General features: G+C 40.5%; 15 protein-coding genes and 2 tRNA genes. 5 read left to right on the top strand and 12 right to left on the bottom strand.

Annotation, left to right across the window (positions count from 1 at the left end):
* Nucleotides 1–10 precede the first annotated feature (10 nt).
* The 9 genes from rpoB to CLV96_RS00900 form a co-directional block, all read right to left on the bottom strand.
* Nucleotides 11–3,697, bottom strand: coding sequence for a DNA-directed RNA polymerase subunit beta (rpoB, locus tag CLV96_RS00940; RefSeq protein WP_004783897.1), 3,687 nt, complete (start codon nucleotides 3,695–3,697; stop codon nucleotides 11–13).
* A 125-nt stretch (nucleotides 3,698–3,822) separates the two neighbouring features.
* Nucleotides 3,823–4,206 carry a 50S ribosomal protein L7/L12 gene (gene rplL, locus CLV96_RS00935; RefSeq protein ID WP_004783509.1) on the bottom strand — a complete coding sequence of 128 codons (384 nt, stop codon included), beginning with the start codon at nucleotides 4,204–4,206 and terminating at the stop codon, nucleotides 3,823–3,825.
* Between the two features lie 36 nt (nucleotides 4,207–4,242).
* Nucleotides 4,243–4,776, bottom strand: coding sequence for a 50S ribosomal protein L10 (rplJ, locus tag CLV96_RS00930; RefSeq protein WP_004783677.1), 534 nt, complete (start codon nucleotides 4,774–4,776; stop codon nucleotides 4,243–4,245).
* A gap of 12 nt (nucleotides 4,777–4,788) precedes the next feature.
* Nucleotides 4,789–5,481, bottom strand: a complete 693-nt coding sequence (gene rplA, locus CLV96_RS00925; RefSeq protein WP_004783789.1) for a 50S ribosomal protein L1 — start codon at nucleotides 5,479–5,481, stop codon at nucleotides 4,789–4,791.
* A 25-nt stretch (nucleotides 5,482–5,506) separates the two neighbouring features.
* On the bottom strand, nucleotides 5,507–5,932 hold the full coding sequence (rplK, locus tag CLV96_RS00920) for a 50S ribosomal protein L11 (RefSeq protein WP_004783798.1): 426 nt from the start codon (nucleotides 5,930–5,932) through the stop codon (nucleotides 5,507–5,509).
* A gap of 39 nt (nucleotides 5,933–5,971) precedes the next feature.
* The gene (gene nusG / locus CLV96_RS00915) at nucleotides 5,972–6,526 is read right to left on the bottom strand and encodes a transcription termination/antitermination protein NusG (RefSeq protein WP_004783847.1); all 555 of its coding nucleotides are present in this window, start codon (nucleotides 6,524–6,526) and stop codon (nucleotides 5,972–5,974) included.
* 8 nt (nucleotides 6,527–6,534) lie between these two features.
* Nucleotides 6,535–6,723 (bottom strand): preprotein translocase subunit SecE, encoded by a 189-nt coding sequence (secE, locus tag CLV96_RS00910; RefSeq protein ID WP_002973751.1) that lies wholly within the window; start codon nucleotides 6,721–6,723, stop codon nucleotides 6,535–6,537.
* Nucleotides 6,724–6,764: 41 nt separating this feature from the next.
* A tRNA-Trp gene (locus tag CLV96_RS00905) sits at nucleotides 6,765–6,838 on the bottom strand.
* Nucleotides 6,839–6,844: 6 nt separating this feature from the next.
* A tRNA-Thr gene (locus CLV96_RS00900) sits at nucleotides 6,845–6,916 on the bottom strand.
* A gap of 215 nt (nucleotides 6,917–7,131) precedes the next feature.
* Between CLV96_RS00900 and CLV96_RS00895 the strand changes: the two genes are divergently transcribed.
* From CLV96_RS00895 to CLV96_RS00885, 3 genes are all read left to right on the top strand, one after another.
* A complete protein-coding gene (locus tag CLV96_RS00895; RefSeq protein WP_004783948.1) occupies nucleotides 7,132–7,824 on the top strand; it encodes a hypothetical protein in 693 nt (230 codons plus the stop codon).
* A 72-nt stretch (nucleotides 7,825–7,896) separates the two neighbouring features.
* Entirely contained in the window at nucleotides 7,897–8,664 is a 768-nt protein-coding gene (locus tag CLV96_RS00890) for an SDR family NAD(P)-dependent oxidoreductase (protein WP_004783705.1), read from the top strand.
* A 149-nt stretch (nucleotides 8,665–8,813) separates the two neighbouring features.
* Nucleotides 8,814–9,113, top strand: coding sequence for an ArsR/SmtB family transcription factor (locus CLV96_RS00885; RefSeq protein ID WP_002973834.1), 300 nt, complete (start codon nucleotides 8,814–8,816; stop codon nucleotides 9,111–9,113).
* A gap of 3 nt (nucleotides 9,114–9,116) precedes the next feature.
* Here CLV96_RS00885 and rfaD read toward each other — a convergent pair whose 3' ends face one another.
* Complete coding sequence (gene rfaD, locus CLV96_RS00880; protein WP_004783890.1) at nucleotides 9,117–10,088, bottom strand: ADP-glyceromanno-heptose 6-epimerase; 972 nt, start codon at nucleotides 10,086–10,088, stop codon at nucleotides 9,117–9,119.
* A gap of 75 nt (nucleotides 10,089–10,163) precedes the next feature.
* Nucleotides 10,164–11,942 carry a UbiD family decarboxylase gene (locus tag CLV96_RS00875; protein ID WP_004783520.1) on the bottom strand — a complete coding sequence of 593 codons (1,779 nt, stop codon included), beginning with the start codon at nucleotides 11,940–11,942 and terminating at the stop codon, nucleotides 10,164–10,166.
* 53 nt (nucleotides 11,943–11,995) lie between these two features.
* On the opposite strand from CLV96_RS00875, the gene CLV96_RS00870 reads away from it, so the two are divergent.
* Nucleotides 11,996–13,537, top strand: coding sequence for a phosphatase domain-containing protein (locus tag CLV96_RS00870; protein ID WP_004783655.1), 1,542 nt, complete (start codon nucleotides 11,996–11,998; stop codon nucleotides 13,535–13,537).
* 36 nt (nucleotides 13,538–13,573) lie between these two features.
* On the opposite strand, the gene CLV96_RS00865 is transcribed toward CLV96_RS00870, so the two are convergent.
* The gene (locus tag CLV96_RS00865; protein ID WP_004783850.1) at nucleotides 13,574–15,043 is read right to left on the bottom strand and encodes an acyltransferase family protein; all 1,470 of its coding nucleotides are present in this window, start codon (nucleotides 15,041–15,043) and stop codon (nucleotides 13,574–13,576) included.
* 105 nt (nucleotides 15,044–15,148) lie between these two features.
* Between CLV96_RS00865 and CLV96_RS00860 the strand changes: the two genes are divergently transcribed.
* Nucleotides 15,149–16,714 carry an LA_3751/LA_3752 family putative glycosyltransferase gene (locus tag CLV96_RS00860; protein ID WP_004783661.1) on the top strand — a complete coding sequence of 522 codons (1,566 nt, stop codon included), beginning with the start codon at nucleotides 15,149–15,151 and terminating at the stop codon, nucleotides 16,712–16,714.
* Nucleotides 16,715–16,718: the final 4 nt, after the last annotated feature.

The raw sequence follows: 16,718 nt of genomic DNA, 5'->3' as shown, positions 1-16,718 counted from the left end.
TTTCCCTTCCCTAAACGTTTTCGATGGTCTCGAATTTGATTTTCTTTTTGTTTTTCGAGAATTCATCTTCGTAATCAGAGATATCCACTTCCAATCCTTCGGAGTCTTTGATGATGATGTCAAGTGCCAGACCTCGGAGTTCCTGAACAAGAACGTTGAATGATTCTGGAATACCCGGTTTGATCGAGTGAATTCCTTTCACAATTGCTTCGTAAATTCTGGCACGTCCAAGCATATCATCTGACTTGATGGTGAGTAACTCTTGCAAGGTGTGTGACGCACCATACGCTTCGAGAGCCCAAACTTCCATCTCACCCAACCTTTGTCCCCCGAACTGCGCCTTACCACCCAGTGGTTGTTGCGTTACGAGTGAGTAAGGTCCAGTGGATCTTGCATGGATTTTGTCATCCACTAAGTGTGCCAGTTTCAACATGTAAATGTATCCGCAGAAGACTTGGTTGATGAATTTTTCTCCCGTTCTTCCGTCGTACAACTGAAATTTGCTGTTTTCCGGTAATCCTGCTTTTTTGCAGAACTCATGAACGTCACCTTCGGTTGCTCCATCGAACACTGGAGTTTCAAAGTTGATTCCTAGTTTTTTGGCAGCGAAGCCCAATTGGGTTTCAAAAATCTGACCTAGGTTCATCCTTGAAGGAACCCCAAGTGGGTTAAGCACGATATCAACCGGAGTTCCATCTTCCATGTATGGCATATCTTCTTGTGCCATCACTCGAGCAACGACCCCTTTGTTTCCGTGACGACCCGCCATCTTATCACCCACGAGGAGTTTCCGTTTACGAGCTACATAGACTTTCACCATTTCTTCCACGCCAGCGGCGAGTTCATCGCCTGTTTCACGGGAATAACGTTTGATATCGATCACAGTTCCTTCAAAACCGTTTGGCATACGAAGAGAGGAATCTCTTACTTCTTTTGCCTTCTCTCCAAAAATGGAGTGTAAAAGTTTGTATTCTGGAGTGAGGTCGGTTTCTCCTTTTGGAGTCACCATACCAACCAGGATATCACCTGGTTTTACTTCCGCACCCACACGGATCACACCGGACTCATCCAAATCACGGAACGCTTTGTCCGATAGGTTCGGAATGTCACGAGTGATTTGTTCTTGCCCAAGTTTCGTCTCACGAGCTTGGATTTCGAATTCTTCAATGTGGATGGAAGAGAAAACATCGTCTTTGATGATTCGTTCAGAGATAAGAATCGCATCCTCAAAGTTATAACCTTCCCAAGGCATAAACGCAACGAGTACATTACGTCCCAGTGCCAAATAACCAGCGTCAGTGGAAGGACCATTCGCAAGGACAGTTCCTTTTTGGAGGATTTGTCCAAACTCACCGTATTTTTCCCCTTTGATGATTTGCCCGGCCACCGGTGCACCAATTCCTAAGTCTTGGCCTTCTTTCACCACGGATAAATACTGTACTTCTTCCGAATGGAAAAGTTCGTGTGTTTCTTTTTCTCCGTTTGGAGACGTTACTTCGATCCGTTCTTTAGAAACTTTACTTACCTTTCCACCTGTTGTGGTATGAAGCATGGATACGTTCGGTTTTTGGTTAAAACAAGTACCTTGGTTGGTTTTTTTGAATTTAATGAGTGGGTAGTGGACGATCTCTTTGGATTGGTCTTCTTTGATCCAAACACCAGTAGCATCTACTTTAGAAACTACACCATCTTTTTTCGCAACAATACAAACCCCTGCATCATAAGCAGCACGAGCTTCCATACCTGTTCCTACAAACGGCGCTTCTTCTGTGAGAAGAGGAACTGCTTGGCGTTGCATGTTGGAACCCATGAGGGCACGGTTCGCATCATCATGTTCGAGGAACGGAATGAGAGCCGTCGAAACGGACACTACTTGTAATGGAGCAAGATCCATATATTGGATCTCAGATGGGCTGCGGAAAGGAAAGTCCCCTCTATGGCGAGTGGAGATGAGTTTGGAAGTAAATTCTCCCTTCTCATCTACAGTCGAATTCGACTGCGCCATATAGTGGTATTCTTCTTTGTCCGCAGTGAGATACTCTACTTGTTTTTGGACTTTTCCATTTTTCACAAGGCGGTATGGAGTTTCAATGAACCCATAATCGTTAACACGTGCAAAACTAGACATAGAAAGAATGAGACCAATGTTTGGACCTTCCGGTGTTTCAATTGGGCACATACGACCGTAGTGAGAATAATGAACGTCACGAACTTCGAAACCGGCTCGGTCACGCGATAAACCACCAGGCCCAAGAGCGTTTAACCTACGTTTATGGGTAAGTTCAGCGAGTGGGTTTGTTTGGTCCATAAACTGAGAAAGTTGTGAGGAACCAAAAAATTCATTGATCACTGCTGTGATTGGTTTGATGGAAATAAGAAGCTGCGGAGTTTGTTGTTCCGGTTCTTGAACCGTCATTCTTTCTTTGATCACTCGTTCTACACGAGAGAATCCAAGTTTCAATTGGTTGGCAATGAGCTCACCAACAGAACGAATCCTTCTGTTTCCTAAGTGGTCAATATCGTCCGGATAATAGTTTTCCGCTTCAGACATAAGCATCACGAGATAACGAACTGTTTCAATGATATCTTGTTTTCTTAAAACTCGGTCTTCTGCTTTTGAAAACTCTTTTGGATTGTTGAATTCGAATTTGCTGTTGATTTTGTAACGACCGACAACACCCAAATCAAAAGTTTTAGGAGAGAAAAAGAGACGTTTTAGTTCAGCTTCTGCGTTTTCAATCGTAGAAGGTTCGCCTGGTCTCATGATGGTGTGGAATTTTTTCACAGCATCTTCGTAGTCGTTCACACCGTCTTTTTCCAAACAGTTGATGAGAACTGGGTTGTCTTTTCCTTTCGGAAATTCAATGACATCCACATCCTTTACCTTCATTTCACGAAGGATGGAGATATTATCCTCATTGATTTTGGAACCAGCATCGAGCATAACCTCACCTGTTTCCATGTTGATGATATCAGCGATGGTTCGGCGTCCAATCAGACGTTTGAGGTCTTTTGGATTGGCACCAGCAATCTTCATTTTCGAAGATCCATAGAACAAACGTAATACTTCTTCGTTGGTTCCCATACCCATAGCTTTTACAAGTAAGGTTGCCGGGAATTTTTTCTTACGGTCGATTTTCGCAACAAGGATTCCCTTATTGTCCATCTCAAATTCCAACCAAGAGCCTCGGTAAGGAATCACCCGAGCAGAGAAAGTATCTCGCACTTGGTCGTAAGAAAAGAAAATACCAGGTGATCTGTGAAGCTGGCTAACCACTACCCTTTCCGCACCATTGATGATGAAAGTTCCATGGTCTGTCATCACAGGAAGGTCTCCCATGTAGACAACTTGTTCCCGGATCTCTCCGGTGTCTTTGATGATGAGTCTAATGACTGCTTTTAGTGGAACTGCAAAGGAAGAGTCAGTGTCTTTGCACTCTTGTGGATCGCGTTTAGGCTCTCCCAAGATATAATGGCCATATTCCATGACCATATCGTTGTTTGGTGATTCGATTGGAAAGGATTCACGAAATACGGCTTCTAATCCTTGGTTCAAACGTTTCGTCGGATCTTTCACTTCCGACTGGAGAAACCAATCAAAGGATTTTTTTTGTACGTAGATAAGATTAGGAAGTAAATTGAGGTCGGTAATTTTACCGAAATTTACCCGGTTTCTAATTTGCATTCGGGTATGCATGGAATACTCTCCCTAGAGACATCAAAATAGTAGATGGTATGATAAACGAAAAAATAGAGGTGGGGACGCCTACGGCCTCCCTGCCTCTAAGTTTTTGAAGACTGGGTTTAAAAATTGGCAACCGATTAACCGGCAGCAGCAACTTCTACTTGAGCCCCAACACCTTCGAGTTTTTTCTTAATATCAGCAGCTTCGTCTTTAGAAACGCCTTCTTTCACTGATTTTCCACCAGCTTCCACAAGCGTTTTCGCATCTGCCAATCCAAGACCAGTGATTTCGCGAACGAGTTTAATAACGTCGATCTTTTTGTCACCGTGTGCTTTCAAGATTACATTGAAAGTTGCCGGCTCTTCAGCAGCAGCTGCGCCACCACCTGCACCCGCAACAGCCGCTACCGCAACTGGTGCAGCAGCAGAAATCCCGAATTTGTCCTCCATCTTTTTCACTAGGTCAGCAGCCTGAACTAATGTAAGACTTCCAATTTGTTCTAATAGCGCGTCAACAGACATCCTATATTCTCCTTATCCTACTAATCACTATGATTACTAATTACCGTTTTTCTCGGCGACTGCATTGATGGCGCGAGCCAATGATGCCATAATTTGATTGATTCCAGAAGCAATTTGCGTTGCAGGAGCATTGACCCCACGAGCAATTTGCGCAAGAAGTTCTTGTTTGGACGGAAGTCCAGCAATCGCTTCTACTCCGGATTTACCCAAAACTTCCCCGTCCATATAGCCGGTTCTGATTTCGAGTTCCTTCTTATCTTTTGCAAAGTCCTTACAAACTTTTGCTACTGCTGGAAGTGCATCCAGAGAGAAAATCGCTGCAAGAGGTCCTTTGTAAACATCCCCAAAATCAATGGAGTTGTTTTTATGTTCAGAAGACTCTTTTAAAGCTCGGAGAAAAAGGTTGTTTTTGATTACCTTCATTTCCGATCCTTCTTTGCGAAGTTTCGCACGAAGGTTAGACATATCTTCAACAGTTAAACCGCTGTAAGATGCTAAAATAAAGTTTGGTCGTTTTTCCAAACGACTTTTAAGTTCTGCTACTGCTTCAATTTTAGATGGATTTGCCATTGTTCTTACTCGTTATATGTTCGCGTTTACTAGTTCTTTTACATCGACTTTCACGCCGATTCCCATAGTTGCCGCTACAGAGAAAGACTTGAGGTAATCACCCTTCGCATCGGAAGGTTTGTCTTTCATAAGAGCTGCTACTACAGCGTTGATATTATCAGAGAGTTTGTCATCAGAGAAGGAACATTTTCCCACTCCTAAGTGAACCACTCCCCCTTTGTCAGGGCGGTATTCAATTCGACCCGCTTTGAGTTCTTTTACTGCTTTTGCTACGTCAGTGGTCACCGTTCCCGCTTTTGGTTTTGGCATAAGACCCTTACGACCAAGAACTGGACCAAGTTTACCAACTTCCTTCATCATATCAGGAGTCGCCACACAAGCATCAAAATCAGTCCATCCACCGGAAACTTTTTCGATTAAGTCCATATCACCTACAAAGTCAGCTCCCGCCTCTTTTGCTTCGTTTTGTTTGTCTCCTTTGCAGAAAACCAAAACTTTAATCGTTTTTCCAGTTCCGTGCGGAAGGGAAATTGTCCCTCTTACGTTTTGGAGAGATTTATAATTGATTTTAGTCGAAATCTCTAATGTTCCATCAAATTTGGAAAAACTAGTTGCTTTTGCCAAACCGACTGCTTCACCAAGGGTATAAGCCTTAGTGCGATCGACTTTCTCTTTGAGTTGGATATATTTTTTGCCGCGTTTCATGACTTCGGTTCCCGTTTCCTAATGATTACTCGACGTTTACACCCATGGAACGACAAGTTCCAGCAATGATGTTCACTGCTGCATCCAAATCATTCGCATTTAGGTCTTCCATCTTCGTTTTTGCAATTTCTTCTAGTTGAGCTCGTTTGATTGTTCCCACTTTTACAGTGTGTGGAGTGGCAGATCCACCCTGAAGTCCAAGCGCCTTCATGACAAGAAGAGCTGCTGGAGGAGATTTAGTTACGAATGTAAAACTTCTGTCAGAATAAACAGTGATCACCACAGGGAGTTTGAGTCCCATTTGGTTTTTTGATCTCTCGTTGAACTGTTTACAGAATTCCATGATATTGAGTCCGGCTTGACCAAGAGCGGGACCTACTGGAGGAGCTGGGTTTGCTTTCCCTGCTTCCACTTGGAGTTTAATTTGTTTTACTACTTTCTTTGCAGCCATCTCGTTTCAAGTTCCTTACTAAAAGTCAATCTATCAGTTCTATTGTTCCGATTTTACTTGGAGGTAATCCAACTCCACTGGAGTGGATCTTCCGAAAATTTCGACACGAACGCGGAGTCTTCCTTTATCAGGAAAAATTTCATCCACAAGACCTGTGAAATTAGCAAACGGACCATCTATAATTTTCAATGTTTCGCCCACTTTGAATAGGAAACGAGGTCTCGAAACTTCTTCCGATTCCACACTTCCCACATCACTGAAGAGATTTTTAATCTCATCGAGAGATAGTGGCTCCGGCCCTTTTCCTTTTCCGCCTACAAATGTAGACACAGAAGGTAAGTTCTGGATTTTAAATCGAAGGTCATCCGTCATATTCATCTCAACGAGAACATAACCCGGCATGAGTTTTTTCTTTGTGACCTTCTTCTTGCCGTTTTTCATTTCGGCAACTTCCATCGAAGGAATTTTTACTGAGAAGATTTGGTCTTCCAGTTTTTGTTGTTGGACCATCTTCTCAATGTTTGTCTTCACCTTATTCTCGTGACCGGAATAAGTTTGAAGCACATACCATTTTTTATCTAAAGAATCGCCCACGTCTTAACCTATGTTCCTAATGCCCAGAACCACTTTAACAGTTTCAGGAAAACAAAATCCGAAGCTGATAAAAATAGGGAAAAGATAAATACTGTAACTAGGACTACAACGGTAGAACTCACTACCTCTTGGCGCGTAGGCCAATGTACTTTTTCAAGTTCTGCTTTACATTCCTGAATGAAACTCGTAGCTTTCATTGATCCTTGTCCTGTTCTCTAATTCTATATATTCTGTAGTCTGGCAGGGCTGGAGAGAATCGAACTCCCACCAAGGACTTTGGAGATCCTAGTTCTACCATTAAACTACAGCCCTAAAACAAGCCCTCTACCAGGCTTGAACTGGTGACCCCTTCCTTACCATGGAAGTGCTCTACCACTGAGCTAAGAGGGCAAAACGTTTCCCACCCAAGCGCGGGTTTCCAAGCGAGGCTAGGTTTTTTACACTATTTTAAATGAGGCTCTTTGGTCAATGGAAAATGAGTTTATTTCCTGGAAATGGAAAAAAAACAGGAAAAACATTGAATTTCCCTTGAGATTTTAGTTGTGGATTTCCCGGTTCGATAATAGAACCATGTGGGATAAGTCCCCCACTTTAAGGAATGATTCGTGGCGAAACCTTTTGTAGAATTAGAAACACAAATCCCCGATTTGGTAAAGGCAAAATCCAAAATTGTCGTAAGGTCCTCCCGGATGAATCGCCAACTAGAGCAATATGTTTTAGGTCTCATCACCAATATCCTTTCGGAAGTGGGGCAATCACATTTTGTAGAGATGCTTTATACAATCTCCAAAGAACTGACCATCAACGGAATCAAAGCCAATCAAAAACGAGTCTTCTTTGAAGATGAAGGTTTGGACATTACTGACGAAAATGACTATCTCCAAGGGATCAAAGAATACTCCAAAAAGTTTTCTGAAAAGATGGCGGACGAATACGGGAAACGATGCCTAGCTCGTGGGGTTTACGTTCAGATAAAATTTCACTACTGCCTCGATGGATTACTCGTCGAAGTCACAAACAACACTCCGGTCATCAAAACAGAAGAAGCGCGAATGCGAGAAAAGATGAAAAAGTCCATGGGATATAATGACATTGCGGAATTCTATATGGACAATATGGACAACACGGAAGGTGCAGGACTTGGAATTGCTCTCATTATGATCCTACTCAAAAACGAAGGGGTTGACCCTAACCTATTTCGTATCATCACCCATGCAGATAGAACGGTAGCCCGAGTAGAAATTCCATTTAACGACAATTATGTGTCCTTCCGTAGTGCGGAACTTGCAGAAATATAGTTCGTTTTTCTCCCCTCCAACACCAATGTAATTGTATCGACCATCTGTTCGCCATTTTCGAAACTGGCGGACATGGAATTAAAAGGTGCAAACATTCTCGTCACCGGATCTGCCGGTGGACTCGGAAAGGCAATGGCTTACCGACTAGGTAAGGCAGGTGCCAATATCATCCTCTCTGACATCCAAAAAGATAAATTGGACGAAACGGTCGCTCTCTTCCAAAAAGAGGGAATCAAAACGACTGGCATTGTGGCCAACGTAGCCAAAGAAGAAGACAGCATCCGACTTATCGAAGAAGCGAGTGCTTTCCAAGGCAGTTTGGACGTTGCGATCTTGAATGCAGGAATTTTACGCGATGGCCTTCTCATCCGGGTGGACAAAGAAACCGGAAAAGTAAAGGGTAAAATGGGAATCGATCAATGGCAATCCGTCATTGATGTGAACTTAACAGGGGTTTTTCTTACCGCAAGAGAAGCAGCTGCAAAGATGGTGGAACAAAAGAAGGGAGTGATCATCCCAATTGCCTCCATTGCCATGCATGGAAACTCAGGACAAACGAACTATAGTGCTGCGAAAGCAGGAGTGGCCGCAATGACTGTGACTTGGTCGAAAGAACTTGCTAAGTTTGGAATTCGAGTGGCAGGAATTGCTCCCGGTTTTATCGGAACTGAAATGGTTCTAAAAGATATGAATCCAGAAGCATTAGAAAAATGGAAGTCCATCATTCCAGTGGGAAGACTTGGCGAACCTGATGAGATTGCATCCACTGCAGAGTTTATCATATCGAATGACTTGGTTACTGGAGTTGTATTAGAAATTTCCGGTGGTGTCCGAATCTAACTTTGATTAATGGTTTTGCCCTCATTTTTATTTTGAGGGTAGAGCCTTGAATCGATGACTGAGTTTTGTCATTTTTTTTTCAAACGAAAAAAATTTCGTAGGTAAAATCAGTATACATTCGTCATAAGGATATAACGGAATCCTTAGTGATGAAAATAAAAACAGAACTCTCGAAACAACAATTGGAACAAGCCATTAAAGGAATACAAGGTATTGCCCACCCTATTCGTTTATTGATTCTATACACCCTTGCAAAAGAAGAAAAAACAGTCGGCCAACTTGTCGAGTTATTAGGAACAAGTCAATCGGCTGCCTCTCAACACTTAAGTAAGATGAAAAACAACGGAATCTTAGAATCACGAAAGTCCTCAAACCAAGTATTTTATAGTTTAAAGGACCCTAAATTCAAAGATTTGATCCAAACGATTGTCAAAGTGTATAAAAAGTAAACATCAGTTCCCATCTTCTAACAAGAGGCTGACGTATTCTCCAACCGCATCCCTGAGGTTTGTATAACCAAAGGGGTATCCGGTCTGGTTAATCTTCTCCATTGCAGCACAGGTATAGTATTGGTATTTGCCCTTTAAAGTTTCAGGCATATCCACATATTCAATGTTCACTGGTTTGTTCATAGAAGTGAACAAAGCGTTCGCTAAATCATTCCAAGTTTCGGCAACCCCTCGGCCTACATTGTACAATCCGCACTTTCGTTCAGAAAGTAGGTAAATGCTGATTTTACTCGCATCCTTTACATAAAGAAAATCTCTTTTTTGTTCCCCATCTTTGTATTCCGGTTTATAGGATTTAAATAATTTTAATTTTCCAGTATCTCTGATTTGTTCATACCCCTTTAGAACAAGGCTCCGCATATCGCCCTTATGAGCTTCCCCGTATCCAAAAACATTGAAATATTTGAGTCCAACGAGTTTATCTTCGATCCCTACTTTTTTTGCATAAAGGTCAAACAACTGTTTGGAATACCCATACATATTGAGAGGTTTTAAATTTTCAATTGGTGCCAAATCATTATACCCAAATTCTCCCTCCCCGTAAGTTGCGGCACTGGAGGCATAAAGGAATGGAATGTTTTTTGCGACTGCAAACTCTGCCAATTTCTTCGTATAATGGAAGTTATTTTGTATTAAGTATGTGGCATCTTTTTCCGTCGTGGCAGAACAAGCCCCCAAATGATATATTTCAGAAATCTCATTTAAGATAGAATTTCCTGAATCGAACATAGCTTCGAACTTATCTTTTTCATAATAGTCTAGGAAAAAACTCCTCTGGAGGTTTTTCCATTTTTCCGTTGTTCCCAAATGGTCCACAACTAAGATATCCGTGTTCCCATTGTGATTGAGGTCTTCAATGATTTGTGATCCGATGAGGCCTGCGCCTCCAGTGACGAGAGTTAGTTTTTTTGCCATTGGTTTCGTTTTAGTTTTTTCTATCCAAACTTTCTTTCTATTAACTTTTTTATCTAATATAAGAAAAACAAATCTTTAGATCCCAATGGAATCAATGATCTTTCCAAACTTTTTATCTACCTGTGTTACCGTATCGGGGAGAGGTAGAAGAACTTCTGGTATCCAGGGTTTCATCCGACAATCAAAGACAATCGGAACTTCATAAGCGATATGATTCCCTTTGGTCTCTGTTTTTGCATAAACATCGGAGGCAGGTTCCATCCTCGTGAACATAGTCCAAATAAAATCCGAATCTGTTTTGATTGCATCTTCAGAATCATCGACAAGAAATACATAATGAAAACGACCGAGGTCTTCTTCTAACAAACGAATTGCCAATTGGTCATTTAGAGTGAAAGCAGATCCTTCCACCACAAGAACTCCTGGTAAAAAAACTTTTGGCTTTTTGAAACGTTTGTCCTTTAGATTTCCTGTAAACTCTCTTGGAAGATTTGGAAACTTGATAGGCGCATTGGCTTCGGTGATCCCCATCCATAGAAGTTTACTACCTTTGTTTACCGTTCCACTGGTATAATCCAATGTATCTTGGCTGATATGACTAAAGATAAAAAAATCAGTTTTTGGATCACACCTTTCTGTAATGACTTTGAAAGTTTCTGAAAAGTTTTTTAAGTTCACTCGTTCGTTTGTGACAAGTAAACATTTTGTGAGTGAAAGTTGTCCTTCACCGAGGATACGAAGAGCTCCCATAAAAGCCTCTCTGAAATACCGTTCTTTGACAACGGCTGCCGCAAGGGAATGCACTCCTGATTCTTCATAAGCCCAAACACCGAGCACTTGTGGCATCACGAGTGGGAACATGGGAGAAAGTAAATCTTGTAAAAACTCAGCGATATAATGATCCTCTTGAGGAGGTCTTCCCACAACTGTCGCAGCCCAGATAGCATCCTTTCTATGTAAAATATGTTTTAGGTCTAAGTAAGGATAGTCGTGTAACAACGAATAATATCCGTAATGGTCGCCAAATGGGCCTTCCGGTTTTCTTGCGTAAGGCGGAATGGTTCCAATGAGAGCAAAATCAGCATCGGCAACAATAGGATAGGGAGAAACCGTTTTGTCTTTTTTCATTCGGAGTTTTTCTCCCATAAGAAAAGACGCAAAAACAAGTTCCGGAATCTCCTCAGGGAGCGGTGCCACTGCAGCAATGGTTAAAGCAGGTGGCCCACCAATGTAGACATGAGCCGGTAAGGACTCACCCTTTTTTTCTGCCTCATAATAATGAAAGCCACCGCCACGATGGATTTGGATATGCATTCCGACGGTTTTGTCTCCAAATAGTTGTACACGGTACATTCCTAAATTTCCATTCCCAGATTCGGGATGCTCTGTATAGACGAGAGGGAGCGTGACAAAAGCACCTCCGTCTTTGGGCCAAGAAACCACTTGGGGTAACTCGTTTGTAGAGAGAACACTACCAGAAAGCACTGGGGCCCTTCTCACCTGTTTCAAACCAACTTGAAAGGGCAAAAGACCAAGAGAACGTTCCTTCCAAAGTTTGGAAAATCTCGGGGGGAAAATCTCTTTTGCGAGTTTGGCAAGCCTTTGGATAGTGGCGACAGGCTTTGGGCCAAAGGCAAGATGGATTCGTTTTTCTGATCCATAGAGGTTGGTCGCTACAGGAAATTTGGTCCCTTTGACATTGGTAAAAAGAAGGGCCGGGCCTTTTTTAGCCACAACTCGCCTCTGGATCTCTGCCAGTTCGAGATAGGGATCCACGGGATCTGAAATCACATGGAGTTCTCCTTCCGTTTGCAAAAGTCGGACAAAATCATTGGTGGATCGTAGTGAAACCATAAAAAGGAATGGACGGCTCCTTGTTTTCTTAAACTCTTAAGGGCATAAATTCTATGTCCCAAGAACCAAATACCACACAACCAATCATTACCGATATCAAAAGAATTGCTGTCTGCGGAGGATCTTTAGGAAGAGAAAGGCGCTCTTATATAAGGGGTCAGGTGGTCGATGTAGGAATTACGGATCTCATGAAGGCGGAAGGCCTTTGGGATTTAATGACGGGACTTTTTATTGGGGAAGAAACAAAAATCACACCATTCTTAGATTTTTCTTTGGCACCTGTGAGAAAACCGGTTTTAAAAATAGAAGTCTTTGATGCAGGTGGAAATAAAATCTATACTTCAGGAAAAATCAAAGCCGATGAAGATGGTTTTTTTTCCTGCGAAATCCGCGATAGACTCCCAGTCGGATTTCATGACTTCCAAGTTATACTCGAAGGACTTGATAGTTTTCGTCAATACTCCAAAGACTTGGCCCATTTAAATGCCACAGAAGATTCCATTTTGGGAAAAACAACCATCGTTGGGAAAGGAAAACTCCGAATCCTTGCGGAAGACTACAAAGGAATGGTGGTGACTTCCGACATTGACCAAACGTATCTTGCTACAGACATCCATTCTGGTAAAGGAAAGTTCACAGCCCTATTCGAAACACCTAACCAAAAACAAGCGCTACCAGGGATGCCAGAACTCTATCGGGAAATTCGTAGCTCCCTTTCCAATGCGCCTTTGGCTTTTATTTCAGCAAGCCCTCATTTTTTCCGAAGGACCATGCTTGCTACCATAGCAAAAGATGGAATCCAAATTGAATCCTTACATTTAAAATACTTAGAAGGAACCATCAAAGGCGTTTTTGATAAGGTACTCGGTACGATCTTTAATCCAATCGAATTTTTACAAAATGGATTCAAACCAGCTTGGTCTCGGACAAAAAAATTCTTAGGTGCTTCCTACCAAAGTCTGTTCGACCAAATGTCCTATAAACTTTCGATCCTACTCTATGACCGAGTATATCTTTCCACAGGAGCCAAAGAAATTCTTTTGGGTGACAACACAGAATCCGATTATATGATTTTCACTCTATACCAAATCATCTGTATGGGAAAACTCTCTGGAGATGAATTAGAAGAGTATTTATACAAACTAAATTTCCTTGGTCGTGATGCAATCACAAGGGATGCTGCCAAAAAAATTAGACTACTGGCCGAAGAAATTTTAAGAATTCACGGGGCAATGAACCCAGTTTCTTTAAGTCTCATCAATCGAACAAGTCATGGTCCCAGTGAATCGGAAATGAGAGAAAAGGTAAGGGAGGCACTGCCTGCAGGGATGTTTGACTCAGTTTTTGCCAAGGAACAGCCGTTCTATGGAACGGAAGGCGCAATGGGAATGGCAATGATCCTAGAAAGTGAAGGATACTTAAATCTGGAACAGATTTTAGCAATTGTTGCGGGAATGATTGGAAAAGTATTGGAAGGGAAACTTGTGGATGAAGGATATTTATTGAAATTAATCGATGAACTCACACTGCCTAAATCAGCGGAAGGGACAAAACAAAAAGTGAAGGAAGGCCTTCTTTCAGCCTTCCAATCCTAACACAAACAAAGGATATTTGTTTGGTTTAAAAAATAATTAGTTTTGGAATCGGCTTAAGTAATAGTAGAAAAACAACTTCTTTTTCACTACCAAACTAATTGTATTCATCAAAATTGGAATGATGAAACAAATCCAAAGCGCAAAGCTTGAAGTCTGCCCTGCTCTTATAAAGTCAACGGCCATCATTTGTTTTACAATGATATATGGGAAAAAAGAAAGCAAGGTCAGAAGAAAAGAAACTAAATTCCTTTCGCTAGTATTCCCTTTTACATAATAGAAACTATTTGTAGAAATATCAAATCTTGCCTGAGTCCATTCGCGAATCTTTAAAAAAGGTTTTTCTACAACCAAATAACTAATTAAAGCAATAAAAGTGGAAATTAATAGACTAATCCAAGAGGCTTTCAAAAGTCTTCCAAAATCATTATTGTTCACAATTTTATGATCTAAAACAGATAACATCACCGTTGTATTCACTAACATATGGACTAAATAAATTCCATAACTCAATTTACCAACAAACACAAGTATGGGATTTGCTAAAAACCATGATGCTTTGGAAAAAAAACCACCCACGGCACCAAAAACAATTACGAACGCAAAAAAGGAGTAAAAACTAATCCGGTAGATAATAAAAAACTGTTTTGCTTCTCCAAACTCTAATGTGCAAACGTAACAAAAAATGGAAACCAAAACGATAAAGATTAGATAGAAACTTGTTTTTGCACCTGGAAGTTTGGTGGACACCTTTTCCGCCCTCCAAAGTTCCATTAGCAAAATTCCATATACAAATGGTTCAAAATGTGTATGGATTGGATGGAACAGAGTTTGCACATAAACTTCAAAAGATTCCATCGGGAAATTTAAAAAATAGTAGTAACGAATTAAATTAGGCAGTAACAAAAGAACGATTAAAAATAGAATTTTTTGATTTCGATTTTGCAATACCTTTGTATAAAACAAAAAGGCAAACGGCATAGCCAAATAAAATTGTTCCTCCATCGACAATGACCAGCCATGTACTAAAATCCGATTCGGGAAATAGTTGGAAATATAAGCTAAGTCAGTCCACCAATACGATAGTTTTATTTTTAACCCAACTAAACCATCTGCAAATGAATTGGCACCTTCCATTCCTTGGCTTTTCTTCAAAATCCCCGCCATAATAAGGATCGTAATAGAGAGGACTAAATAAAAGGCTGGGAAGATCCTTAACGACCGTTTGATTACAAAATTTTTCCAACTCTCTAAAAAGCTAGCTCGCTCCAATTCTCTTGAAAAAGAAGTAGATACTAAAAAGGAACTGATGACAAAAAATAAACTCATCAAAAATTCAACGTTCTGTGCATTTGATAAATAGGGTGCATAATGACTAGGGAAAGACTCCAAAGAAAACGCAAAACAATGAAATAGAATGACGAAATAACAACTGAGAGCACGAATCCCATACAGCTCATTAATTTCCTTTTTGTTTTTCTTAAAGATTTCTATAAAATATTCTTTCATATTGGTACGATATTGGCATTATGTCTTGATAAATCCTATGAATGCAATCGATAATTCATTTGGAAAGAATTGAATTGAAAAATGCTTAAAAGGAAACTTCACTAAATGAAAAAAGGCAAAATCAAAAACTGGATCCTCGGGACTTTGTTTATTTTGGCTGTTGTTTCCTCCATTGAATACACCCAACCTCGGTTTTCCCTCTTTCAAGACAGCCATGATAAAGCCGTTCAAACTTTTTCAATTTGGAAAAATCATTTTGTATCGGACGATTTGTATTATCCAGCAAAGGCCTTTGACCCCAACTTAGAATTTTTTCACCTACAATATAATTTATACCTTCAGTTTAAGGAAAAATTGGTAAGTGCTTTTCCATTGCAGTTTGCCTTTATTATGGCCCCTTTTCTCTTTTTTTTACCGATTGATTTTCTACCGTACACTTCGTTCGTATTTTTGGCTCTTGGATTTTTTATTCTAATAAAAAAATATAATTTTTCCTTGCTTTTACTTGTTTTAACCTATTTCGCCACATTTCTGTGGCCACTGAGCTGGGAATACTCTGAGCTTCCAGCCATCTTTGCTTTTTCCGTTTTTGGACTAAGCCCCTTTTTGCAAAGAAGACGTTCCCTTCTCCAACATGTTTTAGCGGGACTAGGCATCGCTTGGGTGATTGTGGTTCGCCTAGACACAGTTCCATTTTTGGGGTTATTTTTCTTTGCACATTGTTTTTTCTATTTAAGAAAAAATGGAATCAAAGAACTCAGAACTTACTGCAAAGTATATTTTGTCTTTTTCATTACACTCATTTTTTCTCTTCTGATTCATGCGGGAATCAACCAATGGTTATATGGGCATTGTTTAGGTACACGTTACTTAGCCAATAGTCATGGATTTTCCGTTGGCTTCACAGAACGAATCCAATGGTTCCAAAGTTTATTGTTCTTTTCCAATTTAAAAGTTGGTTTTTTTGGTTACCTTCCACTTGCATTCATTCTTTTCACCTTTTATGGAATTAAATGGAATCAAATTTCTGATCCAAAAAAATCACTATTAATCGCAATGATTGGAACTTTACTCATCATTCCATGGATCGCACCAAACGACGGATTTAATAACTGGGGACCTAGGTTTTATACAATATTAATTTTCCCATATATTTACCTACTAAAACCACTTGTAATCTATTACGATCGAAAAAAGAAAAAACTGCCTTTTGTTTTTTTACTCAGTTTCTGTCTCTTCTCTTCTTTTGTGGGACTCGTTGGAGCCAAAATTCAAAAAACAAAAACAAACTTAGTCAAAAAATTTTCACCAATCCTTGCGGAAACCAAACCCGACATACTTGTATTCCAAGATTATCTAAACTTTTATACCGCAGGAAATTATTATTTCGATCATACAGTTGTTGTATCCTATTCTAGCATTTCCAACACAAACCTACTTCTTAAAGCAGCTGAAAAATTTCCAAATCAGAAAATTGCCTTTGTTACATGGAACCCTGATCTCTTTCCAAAAGAGATCCAAGAAGTCGTTAACGAAGAAAAAAGGAAATCGGGTTATCCGATTTCTGAATGGGACACCAACCAATTAGAAAGTCAAATGCATACCAAAACCAGCCACTTGGAAATTCTCAACCGACAGAACTATCGAATTTGGATTGGTACACTTCGCTGAAAAT

This window comes from Leptospira meyeri, assembly GCF_004368965.1.
Classification (GTDB): domain Bacteria; phylum Spirochaetota; class Leptospiria; order Leptospirales; family Leptospiraceae; genus Leptospira_A; species Leptospira_A meyeri.
The sequence above is the reverse complement of the archived record's forward strand: the minus strand, read 5'-3'. Positions and strand labels throughout refer to the sequence as shown.